Source organism: Marinospirillum celere, from assembly GCF_900112235.1.
Taxonomy (GTDB): Bacteria; Pseudomonadota; Gammaproteobacteria; order Pseudomonadales; family Halomonadaceae; genus Marinospirillum; species Marinospirillum celere.
This window is the reverse complement of the sequence record NZ_FOLH01000001.1, coordinates 368,027-389,775: the sequence shown is the minus strand read 5'-3', so window position 1 is coordinate 389,775 and position 21,749 is coordinate 368,027. Positions and strand designations below refer to the sequence as shown.

Genomic DNA, 21,749 nt, shown 5'->3' with positions numbered 1-21,749 from the left:
ACTTAAAGGCATAATACGCGCACTTTTTATGGAGGGGTCAGTACAGGAAATGCCTCGCAAAATCATCAAACGCTACATGCCTAAACCCGAAAGGCTCAGAGAGCAAAAATCTCTCGGCTTCTTGGCGTCCCACCTTGGTGATCCTGGACTCTGGATATTGACCCGCAATAGCGTTGGCGGCGCTTTCAGTATTGGTTTGTTTTTTGCGTTTATGCCTATGCCCTTTCAGATGATACCAGCTGCTTTGTTGGCTATCTTGTTCCGGGTCAATCTTCCGATTTCTGTCGGTATGGTCTGGGTCAGCAACCCGATTACCATGCCGGGCATGCTCTATGTTTGTTATCTACTGGGTAGCTGGATTCTTGATGTGCCCATGCAGCCACCCGATACCGATGGCATGATGCAGTGGGTGATGAATCGTTTCGGTCAGATTTGGCAGCCCCTGTTACTGGGCTCGGTGATCTTGGGTAGTTTGGCTGCGCTCTTGGGCAATGTGGGGGTGCGTCTGGTTTGGCGCTGGCATGTTTCCCTGCAATGGAAGCGGCGAGTCGCCATTAAAAAATTGCCACCGCCGCCTGAACATTAATCGCTGATCAACAGCCCATTTTCCAAACGCAGGATGCGCTGCTGCTTGGCAGCCATTAATGGATCATGGGTCACCACGATAAAGGCTGTTCCTGAACCTTCTGCCAACTCAGTTAAAAGCTGCTGAACCTCTTGCCCGGTATGCTGATCCAAGTTACCTGTTGGTTCGTCCAGAAGCACACAGGCTGGCTGGCTGACCAAAGCTCTGGCCAAAGCGACTCGCTGGCGTTCCCCACCTGACAATTCTGCTGGTTTATGCTCTGCACGATGGGAAACTTTCACTCTATCCAAGAGCTTTAGGGCTTCAGTCTTGGCTTGCTTCATGGGCGTGCCACGAATCAGCAAGGGCATGGCGGCATTTTCCAGGGCCGTAAACTCAGCCAATAGGTGATGAAACTGGTAAACAAAGCCCAATTGGCGATTGCGCCACTGACCCCGCTGTTTTTCATTCATATCGGCATAGTTTTTACCGGCCAGCGCCACTGCCCCACCACTGGCCAAGTCCAGGCCACCCAGCAGATTCAACAGGGTGGTTTTGCCGGAACCGGAACTGCCGACAATAGCTAGGCGCTCACCGGGGTACACATCAAGATTAATTCCGGCCAGCACCTGCACTTCTTCAGGGCCTTCGGTATAGGTTTTGGTGAGGTCCCGGCAAGTGAGTACGGCTTGTCTGGCTGTATCAGTCATAACGCAGTGCCTCCGCTGGCTGAATACGGGATGCCCGCCAAGCGGGATAAAGAGTTGAAACCAAGCTTAAGCCCAGCGCAGCCAGGGTAATAAAGCGCACATCATCCCAGCGTAATTCTGAAGGCAGGTAGCTGATGAAATACACATTGGCATCCAGGAATTGAATGCCCAGGGTGGTCTCTACCCAAAGCACCAGTTCACTAATGTTAAGTGCTAGCAGGATGCCCAAAGCCACACCGACCAGCGTTCCTATTACCCCGATGGTGAGCCCCTGGACCATGAAAATACGCATGATGGTTCCCGGTGTCGCTCCCAAGGTTCTGAGAATGGCAATATCTGATTGCTTGTCAGTGACCACCATTACCAGGGTGGAAACAATATTGAAGGCTGCCACAGCAACAATAATCATCAGCAAGAGGCCGATCATCCGTTTTTCCATTTGGATGGCCTGAAAGAGATTGCCTTGAGTGTGGGTCCAATCCTGCCCTCGATAGGGATGGCCCAACTGATTGACCAGCTCACGTGTCACCGAGGGTGCCTGGAAGAGATCATCCAATTGCAGGCGGATACCCTCGACCGAAGCATTCATTCGCATCAGCCGCTGCATATCCTCCAGGTGAACATAAGCCAGATTGCCATCCAGCTCAGCCCCCACTTTGAAGGTGCCCACCACATTAAAGCGTTTCAAACGGGGAAAGACGCCCGCTGGGGTTATTGAGGCTTCTGGAATCAACAGCGTGACTTGATCGCCCTTCTGAACACGCAGAAAGCGAGCCAGGATATCCCCCAGGATGATGTTAAATTCACCCGACTGGAGGTCTGTCAGTTCGGTGCCGACCAGATGCTCACCAATGATTGAAACCTGGGTTTCCCATTCCGGCAGGATACCTGATACCAGAGCACCCCGATGGTTACCCCTTTGCATTAGCATACCTTGGGAATTAACAAAGGGTGCCGCGCCGATCACGCGAGGATGCTCTTTCAGCTCTTCAGCAACGCTTTGCCAGTCACTGAAATCCTGTTGGTTTTTGATCGCGGAGTGAGGCACCATACCCAGAATTCGTTGCCTGAGTTCGCGGTCAAAACCATTCATGACGGAAAGAACCAGAATCAGCACCGCCACACCCAGAGTCATGCCAATCATGGACGTCAGGGAAATAAAGGAGATGAAATGATTACGTCGTTTGGCTCGGGTATAACGCAAGCCAACCAACAAGGGTATTGAAGCCATTGAGTTGTCAGATCCTTGAAAGCATTTCGGCCGCTATTGTAGGTTAAAGTGAAACTATGAGCACCCACTATCGTTTAGGCTCTCAACTGGACAGCAGTTTTGATGATTTGGTTCAACGCCTGCAGGCTCTACAAGCAGGCTTAGAAGAAGAAAAAGGCCAGTGCTGGATGCTGGGCGCTGACGATCAAACCAGCAGCCACCGCCTGCTGCTCAACTGTTTACTGGATATCTGGTATCTGGATGGCCAAGATGGCCGGGCAACGCGAAGCTATCCTGGCCTGGTGGCAGTTTCTAGTAAGAACTGGCAACTGCTGGGTGAAGTGAACCATGCCAAGGTCAGTTTTTCACACCAGTTGGATCTTATTCGTCGGGAGTTTCCGGATGAACTGCCAGAAGCACGTAAGCGTTTGGCTGAAAGGCATCAGGCTTTACATGCGCATCTGGTAGATCAAGGCCTGGCACGTCTGCATCTCAAGCAAACCTGGCGGCAGCTACCAGGATGCGAACTACCAGTTGAGCAAATTCGTTTTAGCTGGTATTCCAGTGGCCGCAGTATTCGCCGCATCAGTGTTAAAGAGGCCGAGTATCGCCTTTTGCAAATGAATACCGATGCTGCCCATATTGAAATACAGCTCAAAAAGCTTGCTGGCCTTTCTCCAGGTGAACCTCTAGCTCAGGTTCAAAGCCAGGCACCCTTGATGCGTGCCAACCTGTTTTTCAGTGACAACCAACCGGGCCAACCAGAGCGCAAGGCCATGAATATAGCCATGCCTCTTTTTCTGCTCAATGATGAAGGTCGACTACCAGCATTTAATCAACCCAGCCAGGAGCCACCCGAAGCCAGGACACGGGCGCGAAGATCTGACACCAAGCTGGAAGATGAGCCTTTTTTGCCGAGTCTTCGCGTTTACCGTTATCGCTAGAACAACCGGATCAGAAGATCCGGTTCAGACCATTGATGGCTGCAACCCGATAGGCTTCGGCCATGGTTGGGTAGTTGAAGGTAGTGTTAACGAAATAACGCAGGGTGTTGGCTTCCCCTTCTTGGGCCATAACCGCTTGGCCGATATGCACGATCTCTGAAGCCTGGTCACCAAAGCAATGAATCCCCAGAATTTCGAGAGTTTCGCGATGGAAGAGGATTTTCAGCATCCCTGTAGTTTCACCCGTAATCTGTGCACGAGCCAGGGTGCGGAAGAAGGCCTGGCCAACTTCATAAGGCACTTTTTCCTCGGTTAACTCACGCTCGGTTTTACCCAAAGAGCTGATTTCAGGAATGGTATAAATACCAGTAGGTACATCATCAATAAAGCGGAAAGTTGGCTCTTCAAGGAAATCTGCCGCAGCTGAGCGCCCCTGGTCATAGGAAGCAGATGCCAGGCTAGGCCAACCAATAACATCCCCTGCTGCATAGATATGGGGAATAGATGTACGGTAGTGATCATCAACAGTCAGTTGTCCACGACTATTCACTTCCAAACCAATATTTTCCAGACCCAACTCTTCAGTGTTACCGGAACGGCCATTACACCACATGAAGGCATCAGCTTTCAGGCGTTTGCCACTCTTCAGGTTGAGAATCACACCCTGGTCAACGACCTCAACGCTTTCATATTCTTCATTATGGCGAATCAGCACCCCATTGTTGCGCAGGTGGTAGCTGAGGCCATCGGAAATTTCATCATCCAGGAAGGAAAGCAAGCGTTCACGGTTATCAATCAGATCCACTTTAACGCCCAGGCCGCTGAAGATAGAGGCATATTCACAGCCAATAACACCGGCTCCGTAAAGAATGATTGAGCGGGGCGTGTGCGAAAGGCTGAGAATTGAATCTGAGCAGTAGATACGCGGGTGATCAAAGTTAATATCTTTCGGGCGATAAGGGCGAGAACCTGTTGCTATCACGATCCTTTCGGCCTTGATAAATTCTATACCGTTATGGTGGTCCCGCACTTCAATCGTATTAGGATCGACAAATCGGGCAGTGCCAAAAAATACATCTGTACGGTTACGGGCATAAAAACCGGTACGTAAGGCTACCTGCTTTTCAATAACTCGATTGGACCGCTCTAAAACCTTGGGAAAAGAAAAAAAACGAGGCTCACCAATGTCACGAAACATGCGATTGGTGTTGAACTGAATAATTTGTTTGACAGCATGACGCAAAGCTTTTGAGGGGATGGTTCCTTTGTGGGTGCAGTTGCCACCAACCAATTGTTGCTGCTCGATGACGGCGACTTTTTTACCATGTTTTGCCGCGTTCATGGCGGCGCCCTCACCTGCAGGGCCGGTTCCAATTACGATCACATCATAGTTATAAACTGCCATTAATCGCTTACCCCTCTCATTTTTATACCTTTAATTCCAAGCCATGATGACTCACCAGTCAGCCAGTGACAATAAGGCTTTTGGTGCAGACTAAGCACTTTTACTTCTTGCTGGCATCATAGCCAAGCTGATCAGCCTTGTTGCGGCTCAGCTTGTTTTTGTCCTGCTCGGTTTCACAAACCTGTTTGTCGCCACCACAGATATCACATTCCGTTTCCATTCCCAGAGCACTCATACCGCCACAGGAGCCCGCAATGGGTTTACGGCCCATCATTACACCAACCGACATGATCACGACGATCAGTCCCAGTACTAAAAGAGTCAACAGGAACATCTGCATGGGATTTCTCCTCAGTTATAACAAAAAGGGCTGCCTCTCGTATGAGACAACCCTTTTGATCAAGCATTCACTGGCATGGTGTCTTAGCCACCAAAGTCATCCAGCAGAACGTTTTCAGGTTCAACACCCATGTCTTCCAGCAGCTTAACCGCTGAAGCATTCATCATGGGCGGCCCACACATGTAATACTCACAGTCTTCAGGTGCGGGATGGTCTTTCAGATAGTGCTCGTAGAGAACATTATGGATAAAGCCAGTGTAGCCAGTCCAATTATCCTCTGGCAACGGATCAGAAAGTGCCAGATGCCATTCAAAGTTGTCATTTTCTTCAGCCAGCTTGTCGAATTCTTCAACATAGAAGGCTTCACGCAGAGAGCGAGCACCGTACCAGAAGGTAATCTTGCGGTTGGTTTTGATTCGCTTCAGCTGGTCAAAAATGTGTGAACGCATCGGTGCCATACCTGCACCACCGCCAATGAAGACCATTTCAGCATCGGTGTCCTTGGCAAAGAACTCACCAAAGGGTCCCATCACATCAATGGTGTCGCCTGGCTTCAGACTGAAGACGTAGGACGACATAATGCCAGGTGGCAGGTCGTCACGTCCTGGAGGCGGAGTGGCAATACGGATATTGAACTTCACCAAACCCTTTTCTTCTGGGTAGTTGGCCATAGAATAGGCACGAATGGTTGGCTCAGTCACCTTGGATACATACTTCCAGACATTGAACTTGTCCCAGTCAGGATGATATTCCTCATCAATATCGAAGTCTTTGTAGTGAACTTCATGAGGAGGACACTCCAGCTGGACATAACCACCGGCGCGGAAGTCAACATTCTCGCCTTCAGGCAGCTTCAGAGTCAGTTCTTTGATGAAGGTGGCTACGTTGGGGTTGGAAACCACTTCGCAGGTCCAGCGCTTCACACCAAAAACTTCTTCATCTACTTCAATTTTCATGTCCTGCTTAACAGGCACCTGACAAGACAGACGCCAGCCGGCTTTTTTCTCACCCATGGTGAAAGCCGACTCTTCCGTTGGCAGGATGGCACCACCCCCATCAATGACCTTACAGGTACACTGGGCACAGGAGCCACCACCACCACAGGCAGAGGACAGGAAGATGCCATTGGCCGCCAGGGTGTTGAGCAGTTTGCCCCCGGCTTGTGTTTTGATGGTGTGCTCAGGGTCACCATTAATTTCAATTGTGACTTCACCCGAGCTTACAAGCTTGCTGCGTGCTGCCAGGATCACCACGACGAGCGAAAGCACGACGATGGTGAACATGAACACACCGAGCAGGATAATCGTTGAGTCAACCATATTAATACCCTTTTGTTAACCTGTTCATCGCCAGCTTAAAGCTGTACGCCCGAGAAGGACATGAAGCCCAGGGACATCAGACCAGTAACGATAAAGGTGATGCCCAGACCCTGCAGACCAACAGGAATATCGCTGTACTTGAGCTTCTCGCGGATACCGGCCAGTGCAACGATGGCTAGAGCCCAGCCCACACCTGCACCTGTACCGTAAACGATGGACTCACCAAAGCCATAGTCACGCTCGACCATGAACAGGGAAGCACCAAGGATGGCACAGTTGACGGTAATCAGCGGTAAGAAAACGCCCAGCGCGTTGTAGAGCGCAGGTACAAATTTATCCAGGAACATTTCCAGGATTTGTACCAGGGCAGCGATAACACCGATGTAGCTCAGTAGACCCAGGAAAGAGAGGTTGATCTCTTCGGCACCGGAAATACCAGTCCAGCTCAGCGCGCCTTCACGCAGCAGGAAGTTGTAGATGACGTTGTTGACCGGCACGGTAATCGCCAGTACCACTACAACAGCCACACCCAGACCAAAGGCAGCATCGATTTTTTTGGATACCGCCAGGAAGGTACACATGCCCAGGAAGAAGGCCAGAGCCATGTTCTCCACAAAGACAGCGGTAATGAACAGTGATAGAAAGTGTTCAAACATGACTTATAAAACCTCCCTGGGTTTGGTATTCGCCTGAATCTTGAACTCATCATGCTCAACTTGATCGGGATACCATGAACGGATGGCCCAGATCATCAAGCCGATGATAAAGAAGGCAGAAGGCGGCAGCAGCATCATGCCGTTAGCCACATACCAGCCACCATCACTGGTCAGCGTCATCAGCTGAACACCAAAGAGGCTGCCGGAACCAAACAGCTCACGGAAGAAGCCAACGATCAGCAGTACAACGCCATAACCCAGCGCATTACCGACACCATCGATAAAGCTCATGCCAGGACCATTCTGCATGGCATAGGCTTCAGCGCGACCGAGGATAATACAGTTGGTAATGATCAGACCAACGAAGACCGACAGCTGGCGACTGATGTCGTAAGCAAAAGCTTTTAGGAACTGATCAACCACGATTACCAGAGAAGCAATGATGGTGATCTGCACAATGATACGAATACTGCTCGGAATATAATTCCTGATCAGAGATACGAAGGTATTAGAGAGAGCCAATACAAAGATAACGGCCAGGGTCATAACCACAGCAACGTTCATGCTGGTGGTTACAGCCAAGGCAGAACAGACACCCAGTACCTGAAGAGCAATAGGGTTGTTCTTGAAAATTGGATTGAGAACGATCTCTTTAGGTTTTTCGGTCGCCATGATTAAACCCCCTCCCGATATTTAGTCAGGAAAGCACCGTAACCACGCTCACCAGTCCAGAACTGCAACAGGTTGGTTACACCGCGAGCTGTCAGGGTCGCACCCGCCAGAGTATCCACTTCATGGTCAGGGTCGGGATTTCTTGCCAAGCCCAGACGTGGATTCTTGGTGCCTTCTTCATATACTTTCTTGCCAGGCCACTGGCGAAGCCAGTTGGGATTATCGACTTCACCACCCAGGCCAGGCGTTTCCGCATGATCGTGAAAACCCAGACCAGCAATGGTGTTAGCATCCGATTCCAGAGCCAGGAAACCATGCAGGGTTGACCAGAGGCCAGCACCACGCACTGGAATGATAATCCGATCAGGGTTATCAATATCGCCTACCAGGTAGACTAGACCATAGTTTTCCAGGCGACGAATACCTGCAGGATCCTCTTCCAGACGCTGAGAGCGCTCAGGATCGCTGGCTGCACGCAGCTGCTCGAATTCCTCAGCGTTGATATCTTCAGCGAATTCGCCGGTACGCAGATCAACAACGCGAATGTGAATCTCATTAAAGAGTTCGTTCACGCGGTCAAAGGTGGCCTCACGGGGTTCGATCAAGCCAGCAGCCAACAGGATATTGGTGCGCTGGTTATGCACCTGGTTAGCATCCTGACGATCTTTCAAGGCAACAGCAGCGCCAGAAACGATCACCGAGCACACCAAGCACAGCAGGAAAGCGACCGTGAAGACGTTTTTGATGGAGTCTTTATTCTTAGACATTACGCAGCATCCTCCGCTTGATATTGGCCTGAACGACCCAGTTATCGATCAAGGGCGCGAAGAGGTTGGCAAACAGGATGGCCAGCATGATGCCTTCGGGGAAGGCTGGGTTGATAACGCGGATGAGTACGGTCATCACACCGATCAAGAGACCGAAGACCAGCTTGCCCTGATTGGTCATGGCTGCAGAAACGGGGTCTGTTGCCATAAACACCATACCAAAGGCAAAGCCGCCCAGAACCAGGTGCCAGTACCAGGGCATTTCAAACATGGCATTGGTTTCTGACCCGATCATATTGAACAGGGTTGCCGTTGCCACCATGCCCAGGAAAACACCGGCCATAATTCGCCAGGATGCAATTCGGGTCAGCAAGAGAATCGCTGCACCGATAAAGATAGCCAGGGTTGAGGTTTCACCGATGGAACCGGGAATGGTGCCGATGAAGGCTTCCCACCAGGTGTACTGCTGCTGCAGCGCTGCCATACCGTCCTGGTAAGCAACCGACAGCGCTGTTGCGCCAGTATAACCATCAGCAGCAACCCAAACAGCATCGCCGGAAATTTCAGCGGGATAGGCAAAGTAAAGGAAAGCACGACCGGTCAACGCGGGGTTGAGGAAGTTCTTACCCGTACCACCAAAGATTTCTTTACCGATAACCACACCAAAGGTAATACCCAGGGCAACCTGCCACAGAGGAATATTGGTGGGCAGAATCAAGGCAAAGAGTACGGAAGTAACGAAGAAGCCTTCGTTGACTTCGTGGCCACGACGCATGGCGAAGAGAACTTCCCAGAAACCACCAACGATGAAGGTCACCGCATAGATGGGCAGGAAGTAGGTCGCACCATGAATGATGTTATCCCAAATGCTGGTGGGATCATAAGAGCCAGCGCCCAGAAGGACAACAAAGCTTTCACGCAGGCCGCCCAGAGAGCTGTAGCCCGCATCAATAGCCATATTGGCCTGGTAACCTGCATTCCACATACCAAAGAACATGGCGGGGAAGGTGCAGAACCAAACTGTGATCATGATCCGCTTGAGGTCAACGCCATCGCGAACAAAAGCAGTGGTTTTGGCAACGCTGGGCGGCGTATAGAAAATAGTATCTACGGCTTCATAGAGCGCATACCAATTTTCATATTTACCGCCCTTATGAAAATGGGGCTCCATGGAGTCCAGGAGTTTACGAATGCTCATCCTATCAGGCCTCTTTTTCAATCAGCGTCAGGTTGTCACGCAGAATCGGACCATATTCATATTTGCCAGGGCACACATAGGTGCACAGGGCCAGGTCTTCTTCATCCAGTTCAAGACAACCCAACTGCATGGCCACTTCGATGTCACCGACAATCAGTGAACGCAGCAATTGTGTTGGCAAAATATCCAGCGGCATGATGGTTTCATAGTTGCCCACTGGAACCATAGCCCGCTCTGAGCCATTGGTAGAAGTGCTAGGAGCAAACTTTTCACCCAGGCCCAGGAAGCTGGACAGGTAGATCCCCATAACCGAATGGCGATTGCTGCCGGGTAAACCGGGTGACAACCAGCCCATAAACAGGCGCTTGCTGCCTTCTTCCAATACGGAAACCTGATTGTGATAACGACCCAGGTATGCCAGGGCTTCATCAGCAGCACGTCCACCAAACACCGAGCCGGAAATCAACTGAGCATCGCTGGGCGTATTGACTTCGCCAGCCAGCAGATCAGTCAGGCTGGCACCGGTACGGGTGCGGACCAGACGGGGCTTGTTAACCAGAGGACCAGCCAGAGCAATAATACGATCTGTACTGATTTTGCCAGTCAGGAAGAGCTGACCAAAGGCAATCACATCCTGATAGCCCAGGTGCCAAACTTGCTTTTTGGCGCTGACAGGGTCAAGGAAGTGAATGTGGGTGCCCACCAGACCCGCTGGGTGAACGCCTGCAAATTCAGCCACCTCAAAGTTACCACCGGAAATTACCGGGATATCTTTGCCAGCTTCCTTACAAATGAAGGTTTTGCCTTGGGTCAGTTTGCTAACGACCTTCAGACCCGCCAGAAAGGCTTCTTTCTGTTCGGTAATGATTACCGAAGGGTCTGCAGCCAGCGGATGGGTATCCATGGCTGTGACGAAAACTGAGTTGGGGGTGGCATCCAGCGCTGGAACGCGGCTGAAAGGACGGGTACGCAGTGCAGTCCACTGGCCGGATTCAACCAGCTGCTGTTGTACCTGTTCGCGGGTGAGGTCATCAAGTTGACTGTCATTGTAAGCCGTAAACTCCACGGCTTCTTCCTGATCATCCACTTCGATAACGACTGACTGCAGGGCACGACGATAACCGCGGTTAATCGCTGTCACCTTGCCTGCAGCAGGTGCCGTGTACTGCACACCTTCCGTTTTTTTATCCGTAAAAAGGATCTGGCCCAATTTCACCTTGTCACCGACGGAAACTGCCATGGTTGGCTTCATGCCAACATAGTCAGGCCCCAGTACAGCGACTGAACGCACAGGCTGACCATCAGTGATGGTCAGCTCAGGTGCGCCGGCGATGGGTAGATCAAGGCCTTGCTTGATTTTAATCATAGGTCTCGCCCAATCACCAAGTTGTTGAAAAACAAAAGCTAAAAAGCTACTTCTACATCTAAAAACTGGCAAGACAGGAACAGGTTTTATGTACTCTATATCCTGCCTTGTATTGAATTCGTTATCTGGAGATCATCCGGCGCACCATCGCGTCTTTTTGTCGCAGGGATTCTACCTAAAATTGCTTCAGAAATAAAATCGACCCTTCGGACTTCATGGCTATAAACCGGGTCACATTATCGCAGTAGTCATTGAGTTTTCAAAGCTTTATGCCCAGATTCGTCACTAAAAGCGATATAAACCAAATTTATGGAACACTAACGATCTCCAGGCGATTGGTTCCGCCCATTTCTCCACGCTGCTCGCCACGTGTCAGTAACACCCAGTCACCCGATTGAACCAAGCCGCGCTTAAGCAGTTCATCCAGCATCAACTGCCTGACTTGCAGGTCATTCAATCCGGTATAGCTGATTAGAGACGGGTAAACACCACGATACAGGCAAACCCGCCGACAGGTATCCAGACGGGGTGATAAGGCAAAAATAGGCAGCCCTGAGCTAATCCTCGACATCAAAAGCGGCGTGTTGCCTGATTCAGTCAGGCTGGCTATGCATTTGATGGCTGAGTGGTTGGCTGCATACATGCTGGCCATGGCAATAATTTCATCAACAGCTTGAAAGCGCTCATCAATCCGGTGAGTGGATGTACGGGTACTTCTGGACTTTTCGGCTTCTTCACAAATACGTGACATGGCTTCCACGACCCGTGCAGGATAACGACCTGTTGCGGTTTCGCCTGATAGCATGACTGCATCCGTTCCATCCATGACAGCATTGGCAACATCAAACACTTCGGCTCGGGTTGGAATCGCATTTTCAATCATACTTTCCATCATCTGGGTTGCGGTGATGGTGATACGGTTTAGATCCCTGGCTCGCCTGATGATTTTCTTTTGTAATTCAGGCAGCTTGGCATCACCTACTTCTACACCCAGGTCACCACGGGCAATCATGATGACATCCGAAGCCAGCATGACAGCATCCAGGGCTTCATCATCCGCAACCACTTCTGCCCGCTCAATCTTGGAGACGATTTCTGCTTGCAGGCCTGCTCTAAGGGCCAGTTTCCGACAGGTTTCCACGTCTTCTGCGCTGCGCGGGAAAGAGATGGCCAGGTAATCAGCTTCTATTTCAGCAGCGGTTAAAATATCTTCTTTATCCTTATCCGTTAGTGCCGAAGCGGACAAGCCACCGCCGAGAAGGTTTATGCCTTTATTGTTGGAGAGAGGGCCACCCACCAAAACCTTACACTGAACCTGCTCCCCAGCCACTTGGATGACTTCCATGACTACCCGGCCGTCATCCAGCAATAGCTGATCACCCGGCTTAACATCCTGAGGCAGTTGGGTGTAAGTCAGGCCAACTTGGGTTGCATCCCCATCAGCAGCACCCAACCGGCTATCCAAAGTAAAGACATCGCCTTCTTTTAAAACCACCTTGTCTTCTTTAAAACGCGCAATACGAATTTTAGGACCCTGGAGATCAACAAGCACGGCCACTTCCCGATTCATTTCCAGAGCTGCCTGACGAACTCGTTTTACTCTATCCAAGTGCTCTTCAGGGCTGCCATGAGACATATTGATCCGAACCACATCAACGCCGGCACTAAGCACTCGGTCCAATTCACCCGGTCGGTCAGTGGCTGGACCCAAGGTGGCAACTATTTTGGTACGTCTCAAATCTGCACTCACGGGATATCTCCTGGTTGAATACAAAAAAGCCCACCGCCTTTGTATGGGGTGGGCTTAGGCGGGCTTCATTCAAGCATGGAATGAAGAGGCCAGTTATCAGCGATCAGCAGGGAAGTAGAGAAATTTCACATTGGAAATTTCCTGCAGAATGCGGACCACCTGGCAACTGTAACCGAACTCATTGTCGTACCAGACATAGAGGACGACCTGCTTGCCACTGGCAATGGTTGCCTTGCCATCAACGATACCAGCATGACGGTTACCAACAAAGTCAGAGGAAACCACTTCTGCTGAATCAACAAAGTCGATCTGCTTTTGCATCGGCGAATAGAGGGCTGACCAGCTGAGGTATTTGTTCAGGGCTTCAGCATCGGTTTCCTTGTCCAGGGTGAGGTTTAAAATCGCCATGGAAACGTTGGGAATGGGAACACGAATAGCGTTGCCCGTCAGCTTGCCGGCCAGTTCAGGCAGCGCCTTGGCAACAGCCTTGGCCGCACCGGTTTCGGTCAGAACCATGTTCATGGCAGCAGAACGACCGCGACGATCACCCTTGTGGAAGTTATCGATCAGGTTCTGGTCATTGGTATAGGCATGCACGGTTTCCACGTGACCACTGGCAATACCAAACTGATCATTAACCGCTTTAAGAACCGGAACGATGGCATTAGTGGTACAAGAAGCTGCCGAGATGATCTTGTCATCTTCGGTAATGGCTTCATCATTAATACCGTAAACGATATTCTTGATATCACCCTTGCCAGGTGCCGTCAGGATGGCGCGGGAAGCACCCTTACAAGCGATGTGCTGACCCAGGCCTTTTTCATCACGCCAAACACCCGTGTTATCCACGATTAGCGCATTGTTAATACCATACTCGGTGTAGTCAATTTCTTCAGGTGAGTTGGCATAGATAAACTGAATATAGTTACCGTTGACGATCAGCGCTTTGTTGTCATGGTCAACAGTGATAGTGCCATTGAAAGGCCCATGGACTGAGTCACGACGCAGCAGGCTGGCACGCTTTTCCAGGTCACCCTCCTTACCACCGCGAACCACAACGGCACGAACACGTAGCAGACTGCCACCACCGGCTTTTTCAACCAGGATACGTGCCAGCAGGCGACCAATACGACCAAAGCCATAAAGAACGACATCCTGAGGCTCACCACCTTTTTCCGCTTCCTTGTACTGTCCAACGATAGGAGCCACTTCTTCTTTCAAGAAGGCTTCCATATCGCCACCGCCCTGTTTGCGGAACTTGGCAGCTAGCTTACCGATATCGATATGAGCCGGGCCAGGCTTAAGGCTGACCAGAGTTTCCAACAGCAGATGCGTATCACGAACATCCAGCTCGTCGCCTTCCACCTGACGCACAAAACGGTGATCTTTTAGGATACGAATCACAGAACGGTTCACCAGAGCACGACCAAAAATGGAAGTCACCACATTATGCTTGCGGTAGAGAGTTCCAATCAGAGGAATCATACTTTCTGCAAGGGTTTCACGCTCTTGCCAGTCTTGGCTATAGGAATCCAGCTTGGTGTCAGTCACGGGCTGCCTCTCAAAATTAGGGGGTTAGTCCAGAGTTTTCGCGCGCTATTATGCTTGTTGGCCACGTGTTAGGCAAATTTGCAGCCTTAAAGTGCCCTGCTACTTTAGGGGCAGGGGCTAATCGCGCAGGGGACTGCGCTCCCACTTGGACTGCGCTCCTGCAGGGTGGGAGCTCTCTGTGGGAGGTTTCTGTGGGAGCTCACTCTGTGAGCGATTTTTTCGCGCAGGGGACTGCGCTCCCACAGACAGAGGAGCTGGAGCCACTGGGATTCAACTGCTAGAATCCAAGCCTTTTGACTGCCAAGGAAATCTCCGTGCCCCAGAAGTCTGCCGCTGCTCCTTCTTCTTTGCACCTCTTGCCCGAAGCGCCGCCGCGCAAACCGGGTTTTATTCAGCGTTGGCTAAACCTTGAAGGTGCTGCCGAAGCCTTGGCTCTGGTTGAAGCAGCAGAGCAGCATCCAGCACCCTTGATGGTAATCTGCCCTGATAGCAGTTCAGCGCAGGCCTTGGCCGATGAACTGGTGTTTTTTGCTGAAGAACGCCTGCCGGTTTTCACCCTGCCCGACTGGGAAGTGCTGCCCTATGACCGCTTTTCACCCCATCAGGATATTGTTTCTGAGCGCTTAAAAACCCTATTAGCCCTGCCTTCTCAGCAAAAGGGCCTCTTAGTGGTGCCTGTTACCACTCTAATGCAGCGCCTACCGCCAGCTGAGTTTGTTGCCAGCCATGCACTGGATCTGAAACTCAATCAGAAACTGGATTTACATGGTTTTCGCCGTCAACTGGAAGAAGCGGGCTATAGGGCTGTGGATACGGTTTATGAGCATGGTGAGTTCGCAGTGCGTGGCGGCCTGATGGACCTCTACCCCATGGGCAGCGAACAGCCGCTGCGAATTGAGCTTTTTGATGATGAAGTTGAATCCCTGCGCTTCTTTAACCCAGAAACCCAGCGCACTGAAGAAAAAACCGACACGATTTCCTTGCTTCCGGCACATGAGTTTGCACTTACCTCAACAGCCTTGGAGATTTTCCGTACTGAATTCCAAACCCGTTTTGATTTGGACCTCTCCCGTTGCGATCTTTACCAGGATACCCTGAAGGGCCAGGTGACACCGGGGCTGGAATTCTTGCTGCCCCTCTTTTTCACCCACACGGCAACCCTGTTTGATTATTTGCCCGCAGAGACGCTGGTTGCCGAAATGGGGGCGACCAGTGAAGCTGCCGATCACTTTTGGGAAGAAATTCAGCGCCGCTATGAAAGCCTGCGCCATGATGTGCGCCACCCCTGCCTGCCACCGAGTGAGCTTTATCTGCCGGTAGAACGCCTGAATAGCGAGCGCAAAGCCTTTCCACGAATACTGCTTCCTGGCAAGGCACCCAGTGATCAACTGGCTGGCGACCTCCAGTTACCCTGTCAGGCTCTACCCAATCTGGCTGTACAGGCTAAGGCCAGCCGCCCTCTGGGTGCGCTCCAGGATTTCCTAAACGACCATCCGCAAACCTCTTTGTTACTGACGGCTGAATCAGCCGGTCGCCGTGAAGCCCTCTTGGAGCTTTTGGGCCGCCATCAACTGCAACCTGAGCTGATTGACTCCTGGTCTGATTTTTTAAACCAGCGCCCTGCTTTAGGCCTGACGGTAGCACCGCTGGATCGTGGTCTCTGGGCAGGCCATCCTGAAGTGCTGCTGGTCACAGAATCCCTGCTGTTTGGTGAGCGCATTCAACAGCGTCGTCGTCGCCAAACCTCTGAAGTCAATCAAGAGCTGGCCTTCAAAAGCCTGTCGGAACTGACTCTGGGTAGCCCTGTAGTGCATATCGATCATGGTGTAGGCCGCTATCAAGGACTAGAGGTTCTGGAAGCTGGCGGCCAAAAGCAGGAGTTTTTGAAACTGGTCTATGCCGACAAGGCCAACCTCTATGTCCCTGTTGCTGCACTGGATCGTATCAGTCGCTATTCCGGTCTGGCTGATGATTCAGCCCCGCTCCACCGGCTGGGCTCCGAGCAATGGGACAAGGCCAAGCGTAAAGCCGCTGAAAAAATCCGTGATACGGCTGCGGAGTTGCTGGATGTCTATGCCCGGCGTGAAGCCCAGCAGGGTCATGCCTTCACTTTGGATGAAGAGGCCTACGATCAGTTTGCTGCCGCCTTCCCCTTTGAAGAAACCGTGGATCAGGAGTTGGCTATCAATTCCGTGATCCGTGATATGACCCGCACCCGCCCCATGGATCGCGTGGTTTGTGGTGATGTGGGTTTTGGCAAAACAGAAGTCGCCATGCGGGCCGCTTTTATTGCCGTCAATGGCGGGCATCAGGTGGCCGTACTGGTCCCGACCACCCTTTTGGCCCAACAGCATTATGATAATTTCAAGGACCGCTTTGCCGACTGGCCAGTGAATATTGAACTGCTATCCCGTTTTCGCTCGGCCAAAGAGCAGGAAACAGCCATTCGAAATCTGGAAGAAGGCAAGGTGGATATTCTCATCGGCACCCACAAGCTGCTGCAAGCCAGTGTCAAATACCAGCAGTTGGGGTTGGTTATTGTTGATGAGGAGCACCGCTTTGGGGTACGCCAAAAAGAAAAGCTCAAAGCGATACGCGCTAATGTCGATCTGCTGTCCCTGACTGCCACGCCTATTCCACGCACCTTGAATATGGCCATGTCCGGAATTCGTGACCTCTCCATTATTGCCACGCCTCCGGCCCGGCGGCTTTCCGTAAAAACCTTTGTCCGTCAGCGGGATGAAGGCATTATCAAAGAGGCAGTACTACGTGAGCTTCTGCGCGGTGGTCAGGTCTATTTTTTGCATAATGAAGTCAAAACTATTGAAAATACAGCCGAAAAGCTGCGTGAACTCGTCCCCGAAGCCCGCCTGGGTGTCGCTCATGGCCAGATGCCAGAACGCCAACTGGAAAGGGTCATGCAGGACTTTTACCACAAGCGCTTCAATGTCCTCCTCTGCTCAACCATTATTGAAACCGGGATCGATATTCCCAACGCCAACACCATTATCATTGAGCGGGCAGATAAGTTTGGTCTGGCCCAATTACACCAACTGCGCGGTCGCGTGGGTCGCTCTCACCACCAGGCCTATGCCTATCTATTGACGCCCGAAGGCAAAAAGCTGACTGCCGATGCCGAAAAGCGTCTGGAGGCCATTGCCTTGAATGAAGACCTGGGCTCAGGCTTCTTGCTGGCTTCTCAGGATCTGGAAATTCGTGGTGCTGGTGAGCTGCTGGGTGAAGAACAAAGTGGGCAGATCGAAAACCTGGGCTTCAGCCTCTATATGGAACTACTAGAAGAAGCCGTAGAAGCCATCCGCCAGGGCAAAACACCCAACCTGGATCAACCGCTGCAGAAGGGTACAGAAATCAACCTCCACCTGCCCGCGCTGATTCCTGAAGACTACCTGCCTGATGTTAATCTGCGCCTGCAACTCTACAAGCGGATTGCCAGTGCCAAAGGCAAGGCCGGGCTCAAGGATTTGCAGGTAGAGATGATCGACCGCTTTGGCCTGCTTCCAGATGCTGCCAAAAATCTTTTCCGTCTGACCGAAATCAAACACCAGGCGGAAGCCCTGGGACTGGCACGAATTGATGCCGGCAAGGATCGCGGTGTGGTGCACTTTGGTGATCAGCCAAAAATTGAGCCCATTAAACTGGTACAAATGGTTCAACAGCAGCCTAGAGTGTATAAACTGGACGGTGGGCAAACCCTGAAGTTTAATCGCTCTATGGAAACCCCTGACCAATGCTTTAGTGCGTTGGAGCAGTTATTGGATGCCATGACCGCTTAGATGGGAGGGCTTAAATGCAAAGACTGCTGTTTATTATAGGTCTGATCCTGATTCTGATCGCCTTGGCCTGGCCTTGGTTGAAGCATTTACCTCTGGGCCGCTTGCCAGGTGATATCATCGTGCAAAAGCCAGGCTTCACTTTTTTCTTGCCGATTACCAGTATGCTCTTGGTCAGCTTGGTGGTTTCTCTTTTATTGTTTTTGTTTAGGCGCTAGGCAGCTTTTGACTTCAGGCGAGCAAAGCCCTAACCTTTCGTTTCTGTTTAATCCAGGAAGTGGTTCTCAATGCGTTTAATTCTGTTGTTGGTTGCCTTGATAGGTATGTTGCTACCCTGGCAAGCGGTAGTCGCCGATGAACTTGATGAGCTGGTCCCCCACCGTAATGAGCGGGATTACATCATTGAAGTCTTGATCTTCAGCCAGCAGCCAGGTTCAGGGGCAACTGAACTTCCTGGCCCCCCCAAGATATTCCAGCCACTGGAAACTGCTGCCTATATGGTGGGTCCTTCGCCCTACTGGGCCAGGTTGAACCAGGGCCCATTACAGCTTTACCAACCTAGAGAGTTGCAACTCAATCGCCAAGCCAGGGCGCTGGAGCGTAGTAGTGATTATCGGCTACTCTTCCATGATGCTTGGCAGATGCATGTGGTTGGGGAAGATCGCAGCGTGCCTTTACTAATCGAAGCCGGTGATTATTATGGCGGGCAACCTGAACTCCTCGGCCAACTGAAACTCAGTGTGGCTCGCTATCTGCATCTGGAAACAGATCTCTATCTGCATACTTTCGAGCCCTTGGCACAACAGCCAGGCTCTTCTGCATTGAATCAGCTACTCATCCAAAACCGCAGCAGCCTGGAGCATCAAGATTCCTTGTCCAAACACTTATCAGGTCGCTTGGCAGATGATCAAGAGTCTGCTTCACCCTTGATGACTGGTCAGCAGTTTCAAATCAAAGAATCGGCACAAATGAAGCAAAGACGCAGAATGCGCAGTGGTGAGCTGCACTTTATTGATAGCCCCTATCTTGGCTTACTGATTCGGATAGAACGAGCTCCTGAAGAAGATACAGCTAACGAAGCAGAGCGTTAATTAATGTCATGACCTGATCCACTCCCTGGCTGAGGGCACCCTGCATTTGTTGCAGCGTGATTTCTTCTTCACCCAGTCCTGCAGCCGGGTTGACGATAATGGCAAGGCAAGCGTAGGGAAAAGCAAGTTCCTTGGCCAAAGCCGCTTCCGGCATCCCCGTCATACCAACCAGCGTACAGCCGTCTTGAGCCATCCGCCTGATTTCAGCAGCCGTTTCCAGGCGTGGACCCTGAGTCGCACCATAAACACCCCCCTGATACAGCTGCACACCAGCTTGCTGAGCTGCAGCCAAAAGGCGCTCACTCAGCTCGACTGAATAGGGATGGGTAAAATCGATGTGTTCCAAAGGCAGGTAGTCACCATCATAAAAAGTGCTCTCCCGCCCCCAGGTATAATCAATAATTTGATGAGGTAGAACCAGGCTGGCGAGCCCTTGTTTGGGGTCCAGGCCACCTACCGCATTGATGGCAAGAATTTGAGTCGCTCCGGCTGCCTTTAAAGCCAAAAGATTGGCGCGATAGTTGATTTTGTGCGGGGGCAGCTGGTGAGGATGTCCGTGGCGGGCCAGAAAAAGCAGTCGCTGACCTTGCAGGCGAGCTTCTATGACTGGCGAAGAGGCTTCACCCAAAGGGGTGGTTGCTGAATGTTCAGCCAGGACTTCTACTCCTGGCATCTGGGTCAAGCCAGTTCCACCAATGATCGCCAGCATGGTTTAGAGACCCTTGGGAGCATAGATGGCAGGCAGATTACGCAGATAACCCTGGTAATCCATACCACAGCCAAACAAGTAGCGGTCTTCAACTTCCAGGCCTGTGAAATCAGCTTTAAAGCCCTCAATTGCTTTGCGGTCATGTTTTTTATCGACCAGGACAGCGCATTTAACATCGCGCGCACCCTGCTTGCGGCAATGGTCCAGAATAGCAGCAAGAGTTGCGCCTTCGTCCAGAATATCATCGACGATAAGAACACTGCGGTCCTTCATGGAGACTTCAGCCTCTACTCGCCAATGCAGTTCACCACCTTTAATTTGACGGCGATAACGTGTGGCATGCATATAGTCCATTTCCAAGGGAAACTTCAGGCGTTTGACCAGTTCGGAGGTAGTAAACAAGCCACCGTTCATCACGCAGAAAACAACTGGCATGGCATTTTTCAGCTGCTCAGTGACTTCGGCAGCCATCTTATCAAAAGCCTTGGCTACTTGGTGTTCATCAGCCAGACAGTCTGCTTCAGCCAGAACCTGATTGATGCGGTTAATTTCGGTCAGCATTTCTTCTTGCATGAGGTGCCTTAGTTAGATGGTGGAATGAAAGCTTCAGGATTGCCATCACCCAGATGTAGTGTACGAGTTGGGAAAGCAATATCTGCACCTTCCTCTCGAATGATTTCAAATACCTTGAGGAGAACTTCTTGTTTAATATGATGAAAGTCCTCCCAGACGCGAGTCTTGGTAAAGGTATAAATAAAAAAGTCGAGTGAAGAAGCCGCGTAGCTATTAAAATTCACAATTAGTGTTTGGTGCTCGGTTTCCAGGTCTTCATGATCGATTAGGTACTGACGGACCCGATCGGTGATTCGCTGCATTTTATCAGCATCCTGATAACGGATGCCGATGGTTTCAAAAATCCGCCGGTTAAACATGCGCGAAGGGTTTTCGACGGCAATGCTGGCAAAGGTGGCATTGGGTACATAAAGCGGACGCTGATCAAAGGTTCTAATCCGCGTTAGTCGCCAGCCAATATCCTCAATGGTGCCTTCAATTTCCCGATCGGGTGAGCGCACCCAGTCGCCAACGGCAAAAGGCCGGTCAAAGTAGAGCATCAGAGCGCCAAAAAAGTTGGCCAGCAAGTCCCGCGCTGCAAAGCCTATCGCAATACCCCCGATACCACCAAAAGCCAGCACACCAGAAACCGAAAAGCCAAGCGTCTGTAGCATCACCAAGGCGGCAGTAATAATTGCGGCAGCCTTGAGCAGCTTACTAATTGCCTTAGCGGTGGTGGCATCCATGGGTTTACGAACTTCACCAGGTTCCATCAGTTGCTTTTCCATACCACTGACGAAGCGCACCACAAACCAGGTAATCAAAACGATAACCGTGACCCGGCGTATCGGATCGACGGCATCAAAAAGATCCACTTCGGCATTGGCCCTAAGAATATCCAATGCCCAAAACAAACCCTGTGCCCAGATGAAAAGCGCCGCTGGCTTGCGGGCTGCCTCTAGAAAAAGTTCATCCCAATGGTTTTTGGTTTCAGCAAAGCGTTTTTCCAACTTATCAAAAAAACGCCGGGCATAATAATTGGCCAGGAGGGCAGCGAAGATCACCACAAAAACCTGCAGTATCCAAACCTGCTCTGCAGGAATCAAGCCACCGATAGATGAGACTTTCTCGATCCATTCACTCATTGATTTTA

20 protein-coding genes are annotated in these 21,749 nt (G+C 51.1%); 5 read left to right on the top strand and 15 right to left on the bottom strand.

From position 1 onward, the window contains the following. Positions 1-49 precede the first annotated feature (49 nt). On the top strand, positions 50-586 hold the full coding sequence (locus tag BM185_RS01895; protein WP_091958416.1) for a DUF2062 domain-containing protein: 537 nt from the start codon (positions 50-52) through the stop codon (positions 584-586). On the opposite strand, the gene BM185_RS01890 is transcribed toward BM185_RS01895, so the two are convergent. After that, a complete protein-coding gene (locus tag BM185_RS01890; RefSeq protein WP_091958412.1) occupies positions 583-1,275 on the bottom strand; it encodes an ABC transporter ATP-binding protein in 693 nt (230 codons plus the stop codon). The two genes, BM185_RS01895 and BM185_RS01890, sit on opposite strands and share 4 nt — an antisense overlap. After that, a complete protein-coding gene (locus BM185_RS01885) occupies positions 1,268-2,506 on the bottom strand; it encodes a lipoprotein-releasing ABC transporter permease subunit (protein WP_091958409.1) in 1,239 nt (412 codons plus the stop codon). The genes BM185_RS01890 and BM185_RS01885 overlap by 8 nt, the downstream gene beginning before the upstream one ends. A gap of 56 nt (positions 2,507-2,562) precedes the next feature. Here BM185_RS01885 and BM185_RS01880 point away from each other — a divergent pair, with 56 nt between their 5' ends. Continuing rightward, the gene (locus BM185_RS01880) at positions 2,563-3,429 is read left to right on the top strand and encodes a DNA replication terminus site-binding protein (protein WP_091958406.1); all 867 of its coding nucleotides are present in this window, start codon (positions 2,563-2,565) and stop codon (positions 3,427-3,429) included. Positions 3,430-3,439: 10 nt separating this feature from the next. On the opposite strand, the gene sthA is transcribed toward BM185_RS01880, so the two are convergent. The 10 genes from sthA to BM185_RS01830 form a co-directional block, all read right to left on the bottom strand. Beyond that, entirely contained in the window at positions 3,440-4,834 is a 1,395-nt protein-coding gene (gene sthA / locus BM185_RS01875) for a Si-specific NAD(P)(+) transhydrogenase (RefSeq protein ID WP_091958403.1), read from the bottom strand. 100 nt (positions 4,835-4,934) lie between these two features. Beyond that, positions 4,935-5,174, bottom strand: a complete 240-nt coding sequence (gene nqrM / locus BM185_RS01870) for a (Na+)-NQR maturation NqrM (RefSeq protein WP_091958400.1) — start codon at positions 5,172-5,174, stop codon at positions 4,935-4,937. An 83-nt stretch (positions 5,175-5,257) separates the two neighbouring features. After that, positions 5,258-6,493, bottom strand: a complete 1,236-nt coding sequence (gene nqrF, locus BM185_RS01865) for an NADH:ubiquinone reductase (Na(+)-transporting) subunit F (protein WP_091958397.1) — start codon at positions 6,491-6,493, stop codon at positions 5,258-5,260. A 35-nt stretch (positions 6,494-6,528) separates the two neighbouring features. Beyond that, positions 6,529-7,149, bottom strand: a complete 621-nt coding sequence (nqrE, locus tag BM185_RS01860; protein ID WP_091958395.1) for an NADH:ubiquinone reductase (Na(+)-transporting) subunit E — start codon at positions 7,147-7,149, stop codon at positions 6,529-6,531. A gap of 3 nt (positions 7,150-7,152) precedes the next feature. Beyond that, complete coding sequence (locus tag BM185_RS01855) at positions 7,153-7,821, bottom strand: NADH:ubiquinone reductase (Na(+)-transporting) subunit D (protein ID WP_091958392.1); 669 nt, start codon at positions 7,819-7,821, stop codon at positions 7,153-7,155. A 2-nt stretch (positions 7,822-7,823) separates the two neighbouring features. Then, positions 7,824-8,588 (bottom strand): Na(+)-translocating NADH-quinone reductase subunit C, encoded by a 765-nt coding sequence (locus BM185_RS01850; RefSeq protein WP_091958390.1) that lies wholly within the window; start codon positions 8,586-8,588, stop codon positions 7,824-7,826. After that, entirely contained in the window at positions 8,581-9,786 is a 1,206-nt protein-coding gene (locus BM185_RS01845) for an NADH:ubiquinone reductase (Na(+)-transporting) subunit B (RefSeq protein WP_091958387.1), read from the bottom strand. Before BM185_RS01845 ends, BM185_RS01850 begins: the two co-directional genes overlap by 8 nt. 4 nt (positions 9,787-9,790) lie before the next feature. Next, a complete protein-coding gene (locus BM185_RS01840; protein ID WP_091958384.1) occupies positions 9,791-11,152 on the bottom strand; it encodes a Na(+)-translocating NADH-quinone reductase subunit A in 1,362 nt (453 codons plus the stop codon). Positions 11,153-11,459: 307 nt separating this feature from the next. Then, positions 11,460-12,902, bottom strand: coding sequence for a pyruvate kinase (gene pyk, locus BM185_RS01835; RefSeq protein WP_091958381.1), 1,443 nt, complete (start codon positions 12,900-12,902; stop codon positions 11,460-11,462). 96 nt (positions 12,903-12,998) lie between these two features. Continuing rightward, entirely contained in the window at positions 12,999-14,453 is a 1,455-nt protein-coding gene (locus tag BM185_RS01830) for a glyceraldehyde-3-phosphate dehydrogenase (RefSeq protein WP_091958378.1), read from the bottom strand. Positions 14,454-14,767: 314 nt separating this feature from the next. Here BM185_RS01830 and mfd point away from each other — a divergent pair, with 314 nt between their 5' ends. The 3 genes from mfd (at position 14,768) to BM185_RS01810 (ending at position 19,335) form a co-directional block, all read left to right on the top strand. Further along, positions 14,768-18,247, top strand: a complete 3,480-nt coding sequence (gene mfd, locus BM185_RS01820; protein ID WP_245751654.1) for a transcription-repair coupling factor — start codon at positions 14,768-14,770, stop codon at positions 18,245-18,247. Positions 18,248-18,261: 14 nt separating this feature from the next. Next, a complete protein-coding gene (locus tag BM185_RS01815; RefSeq protein ID WP_091958373.1) occupies positions 18,262-18,462 on the top strand; it encodes a DUF2905 domain-containing protein in 201 nt (66 codons plus the stop codon). 69 nt (positions 18,463-18,531) lie between these two features. Further along, positions 18,532-19,335 (top strand): CsiV family protein, encoded by an 804-nt coding sequence (locus BM185_RS01810; protein WP_091958370.1) that lies wholly within the window; start codon positions 18,532-18,534, stop codon positions 19,333-19,335. Here BM185_RS01810 and BM185_RS01805 read toward each other — a convergent pair. Genes BM185_RS01805 through BM185_RS01795 form a run of 3 tightly spaced genes read right to left on the bottom strand, consistent with a single transcriptional unit; the run spans position 19,316 to position 21,741 of the window. Beyond that, the gene (locus BM185_RS01805) at positions 19,316-20,044 is read right to left on the bottom strand and encodes an S-methyl-5'-thioinosine phosphorylase (protein WP_091958366.1); all 729 of its coding nucleotides are present in this window, start codon (positions 20,042-20,044) and stop codon (positions 19,316-19,318) included. The genes BM185_RS01810 and BM185_RS01805 overlap by 20 nt on opposite strands. A 3-nt stretch (positions 20,045-20,047) precedes the next feature. Beyond that, positions 20,048-20,617 carry a hypoxanthine-guanine phosphoribosyltransferase gene (locus BM185_RS01800; protein ID WP_245751652.1) on the bottom strand — a complete coding sequence of 190 codons (570 nt, stop codon included), beginning with the start codon at positions 20,615-20,617 and terminating at the stop codon, positions 20,048-20,050. An 8-nt stretch (positions 20,618-20,625) separates the two neighbouring features. Next, a complete protein-coding gene (locus BM185_RS01795) occupies positions 20,626-21,741 on the bottom strand; it encodes a mechanosensitive ion channel family protein (RefSeq protein ID WP_091958363.1) in 1,116 nt (371 codons plus the stop codon). Positions 21,742-21,749 lie beyond the last annotated feature (8 nt).

What these genes read in the sequence shown, in the direction of transcription:
- BM185_RS01895 (WP_091958416.1), top strand. Translation starts at nt 50, where the DNA reads ATGCCTCGCAAAATCATCAAACGCTACATGCCTAAACCCGAAAGGCTC.
- BM185_RS01890 (WP_091958412.1), bottom strand. Translation starts at nt 1,275, where the DNA reads ATGACTGATACAGCCAGACAAGCCGTACTCACTTGCCGGGACCTCACC.
- BM185_RS01885 (WP_091958409.1), bottom strand. Translation starts at nt 2,506, where the DNA reads ATGGCTTCAATACCCTTGTTGGTTGGCTTGCGTTATACCCGAGCCAAA.
- BM185_RS01880 (WP_091958406.1), top strand. Translation starts at nt 2,563, where the DNA reads ATGAGCACCCACTATCGTTTAGGCTCTCAACTGGACAGCAGTTTTGAT.
- sthA (WP_091958403.1), bottom strand. Translation starts at nt 4,834, where the DNA reads ATGGCAGTTTATAACTATGATGTGATCGTAATTGGAACCGGCCCTGCA.
- nqrM (WP_091958400.1), bottom strand. Translation starts at nt 5,174, where the DNA reads ATGCAGATGTTCCTGTTGACTCTTTTAGTACTGGGACTGATCGTCGTG.
- nqrF (WP_091958397.1), bottom strand. Translation starts at nt 6,493, where the DNA reads ATGGTTGACTCAACGATTATCCTGCTCGGTGTGTTCATGTTCACCATC.
- nqrE (WP_091958395.1), bottom strand. Translation starts at nt 7,149, where the DNA reads ATGTTTGAACACTTTCTATCACTGTTCATTACCGCTGTCTTTGTGGAG.
- BM185_RS01855 (WP_091958392.1), bottom strand. Translation starts at nt 7,821, where the DNA reads ATGGCGACCGAAAAACCTAAAGAGATCGTTCTCAATCCAATTTTCAAG.
- BM185_RS01850 (WP_091958390.1), bottom strand. Translation starts at nt 8,588, where the DNA reads ATGTCTAAGAATAAAGACTCCATCAAAAACGTCTTCACGGTCGCTTTC.
- BM185_RS01845 (WP_091958387.1), bottom strand. Translation starts at nt 9,786, where the DNA reads ATGAGCATTCGTAAACTCCTGGACTCCATGGAGCCCCATTTTCATAAG.
- BM185_RS01840 (WP_091958384.1), bottom strand. Translation starts at nt 11,152, where the DNA reads ATGATTAAAATCAAGCAAGGCCTTGATCTACCCATCGCCGGCGCACCT.
- BM185_RS01815 (WP_091958373.1), top strand. Translation starts at nt 18,262, where the DNA reads ATGCAAAGACTGCTGTTTATTATAGGTCTGATCCTGATTCTGATCGCC.
- BM185_RS01810 (WP_091958370.1), top strand. Translation starts at nt 18,532, where the DNA reads ATGCGTTTAATTCTGTTGTTGGTTGCCTTGATAGGTATGTTGCTACCC.
- BM185_RS01805 (WP_091958366.1), bottom strand. Translation starts at nt 20,044, where the DNA reads ATGCTGGCGATCATTGGTGGAACTGGCTTGACCCAGATGCCAGGAGTA.
- BM185_RS01800 (WP_245751652.1), bottom strand. Translation starts at nt 20,617, where the DNA reads ATGCAAGAAGAAATGCTGACCGAAATTAACCGCATCAATCAGGTTCTG.
- BM185_RS01795 (WP_091958363.1), bottom strand. Translation starts at nt 21,741, where the DNA reads ATGAGTGAATGGATCGAGAAAGTCTCATCTATCGGTGGCTTGATTCCT.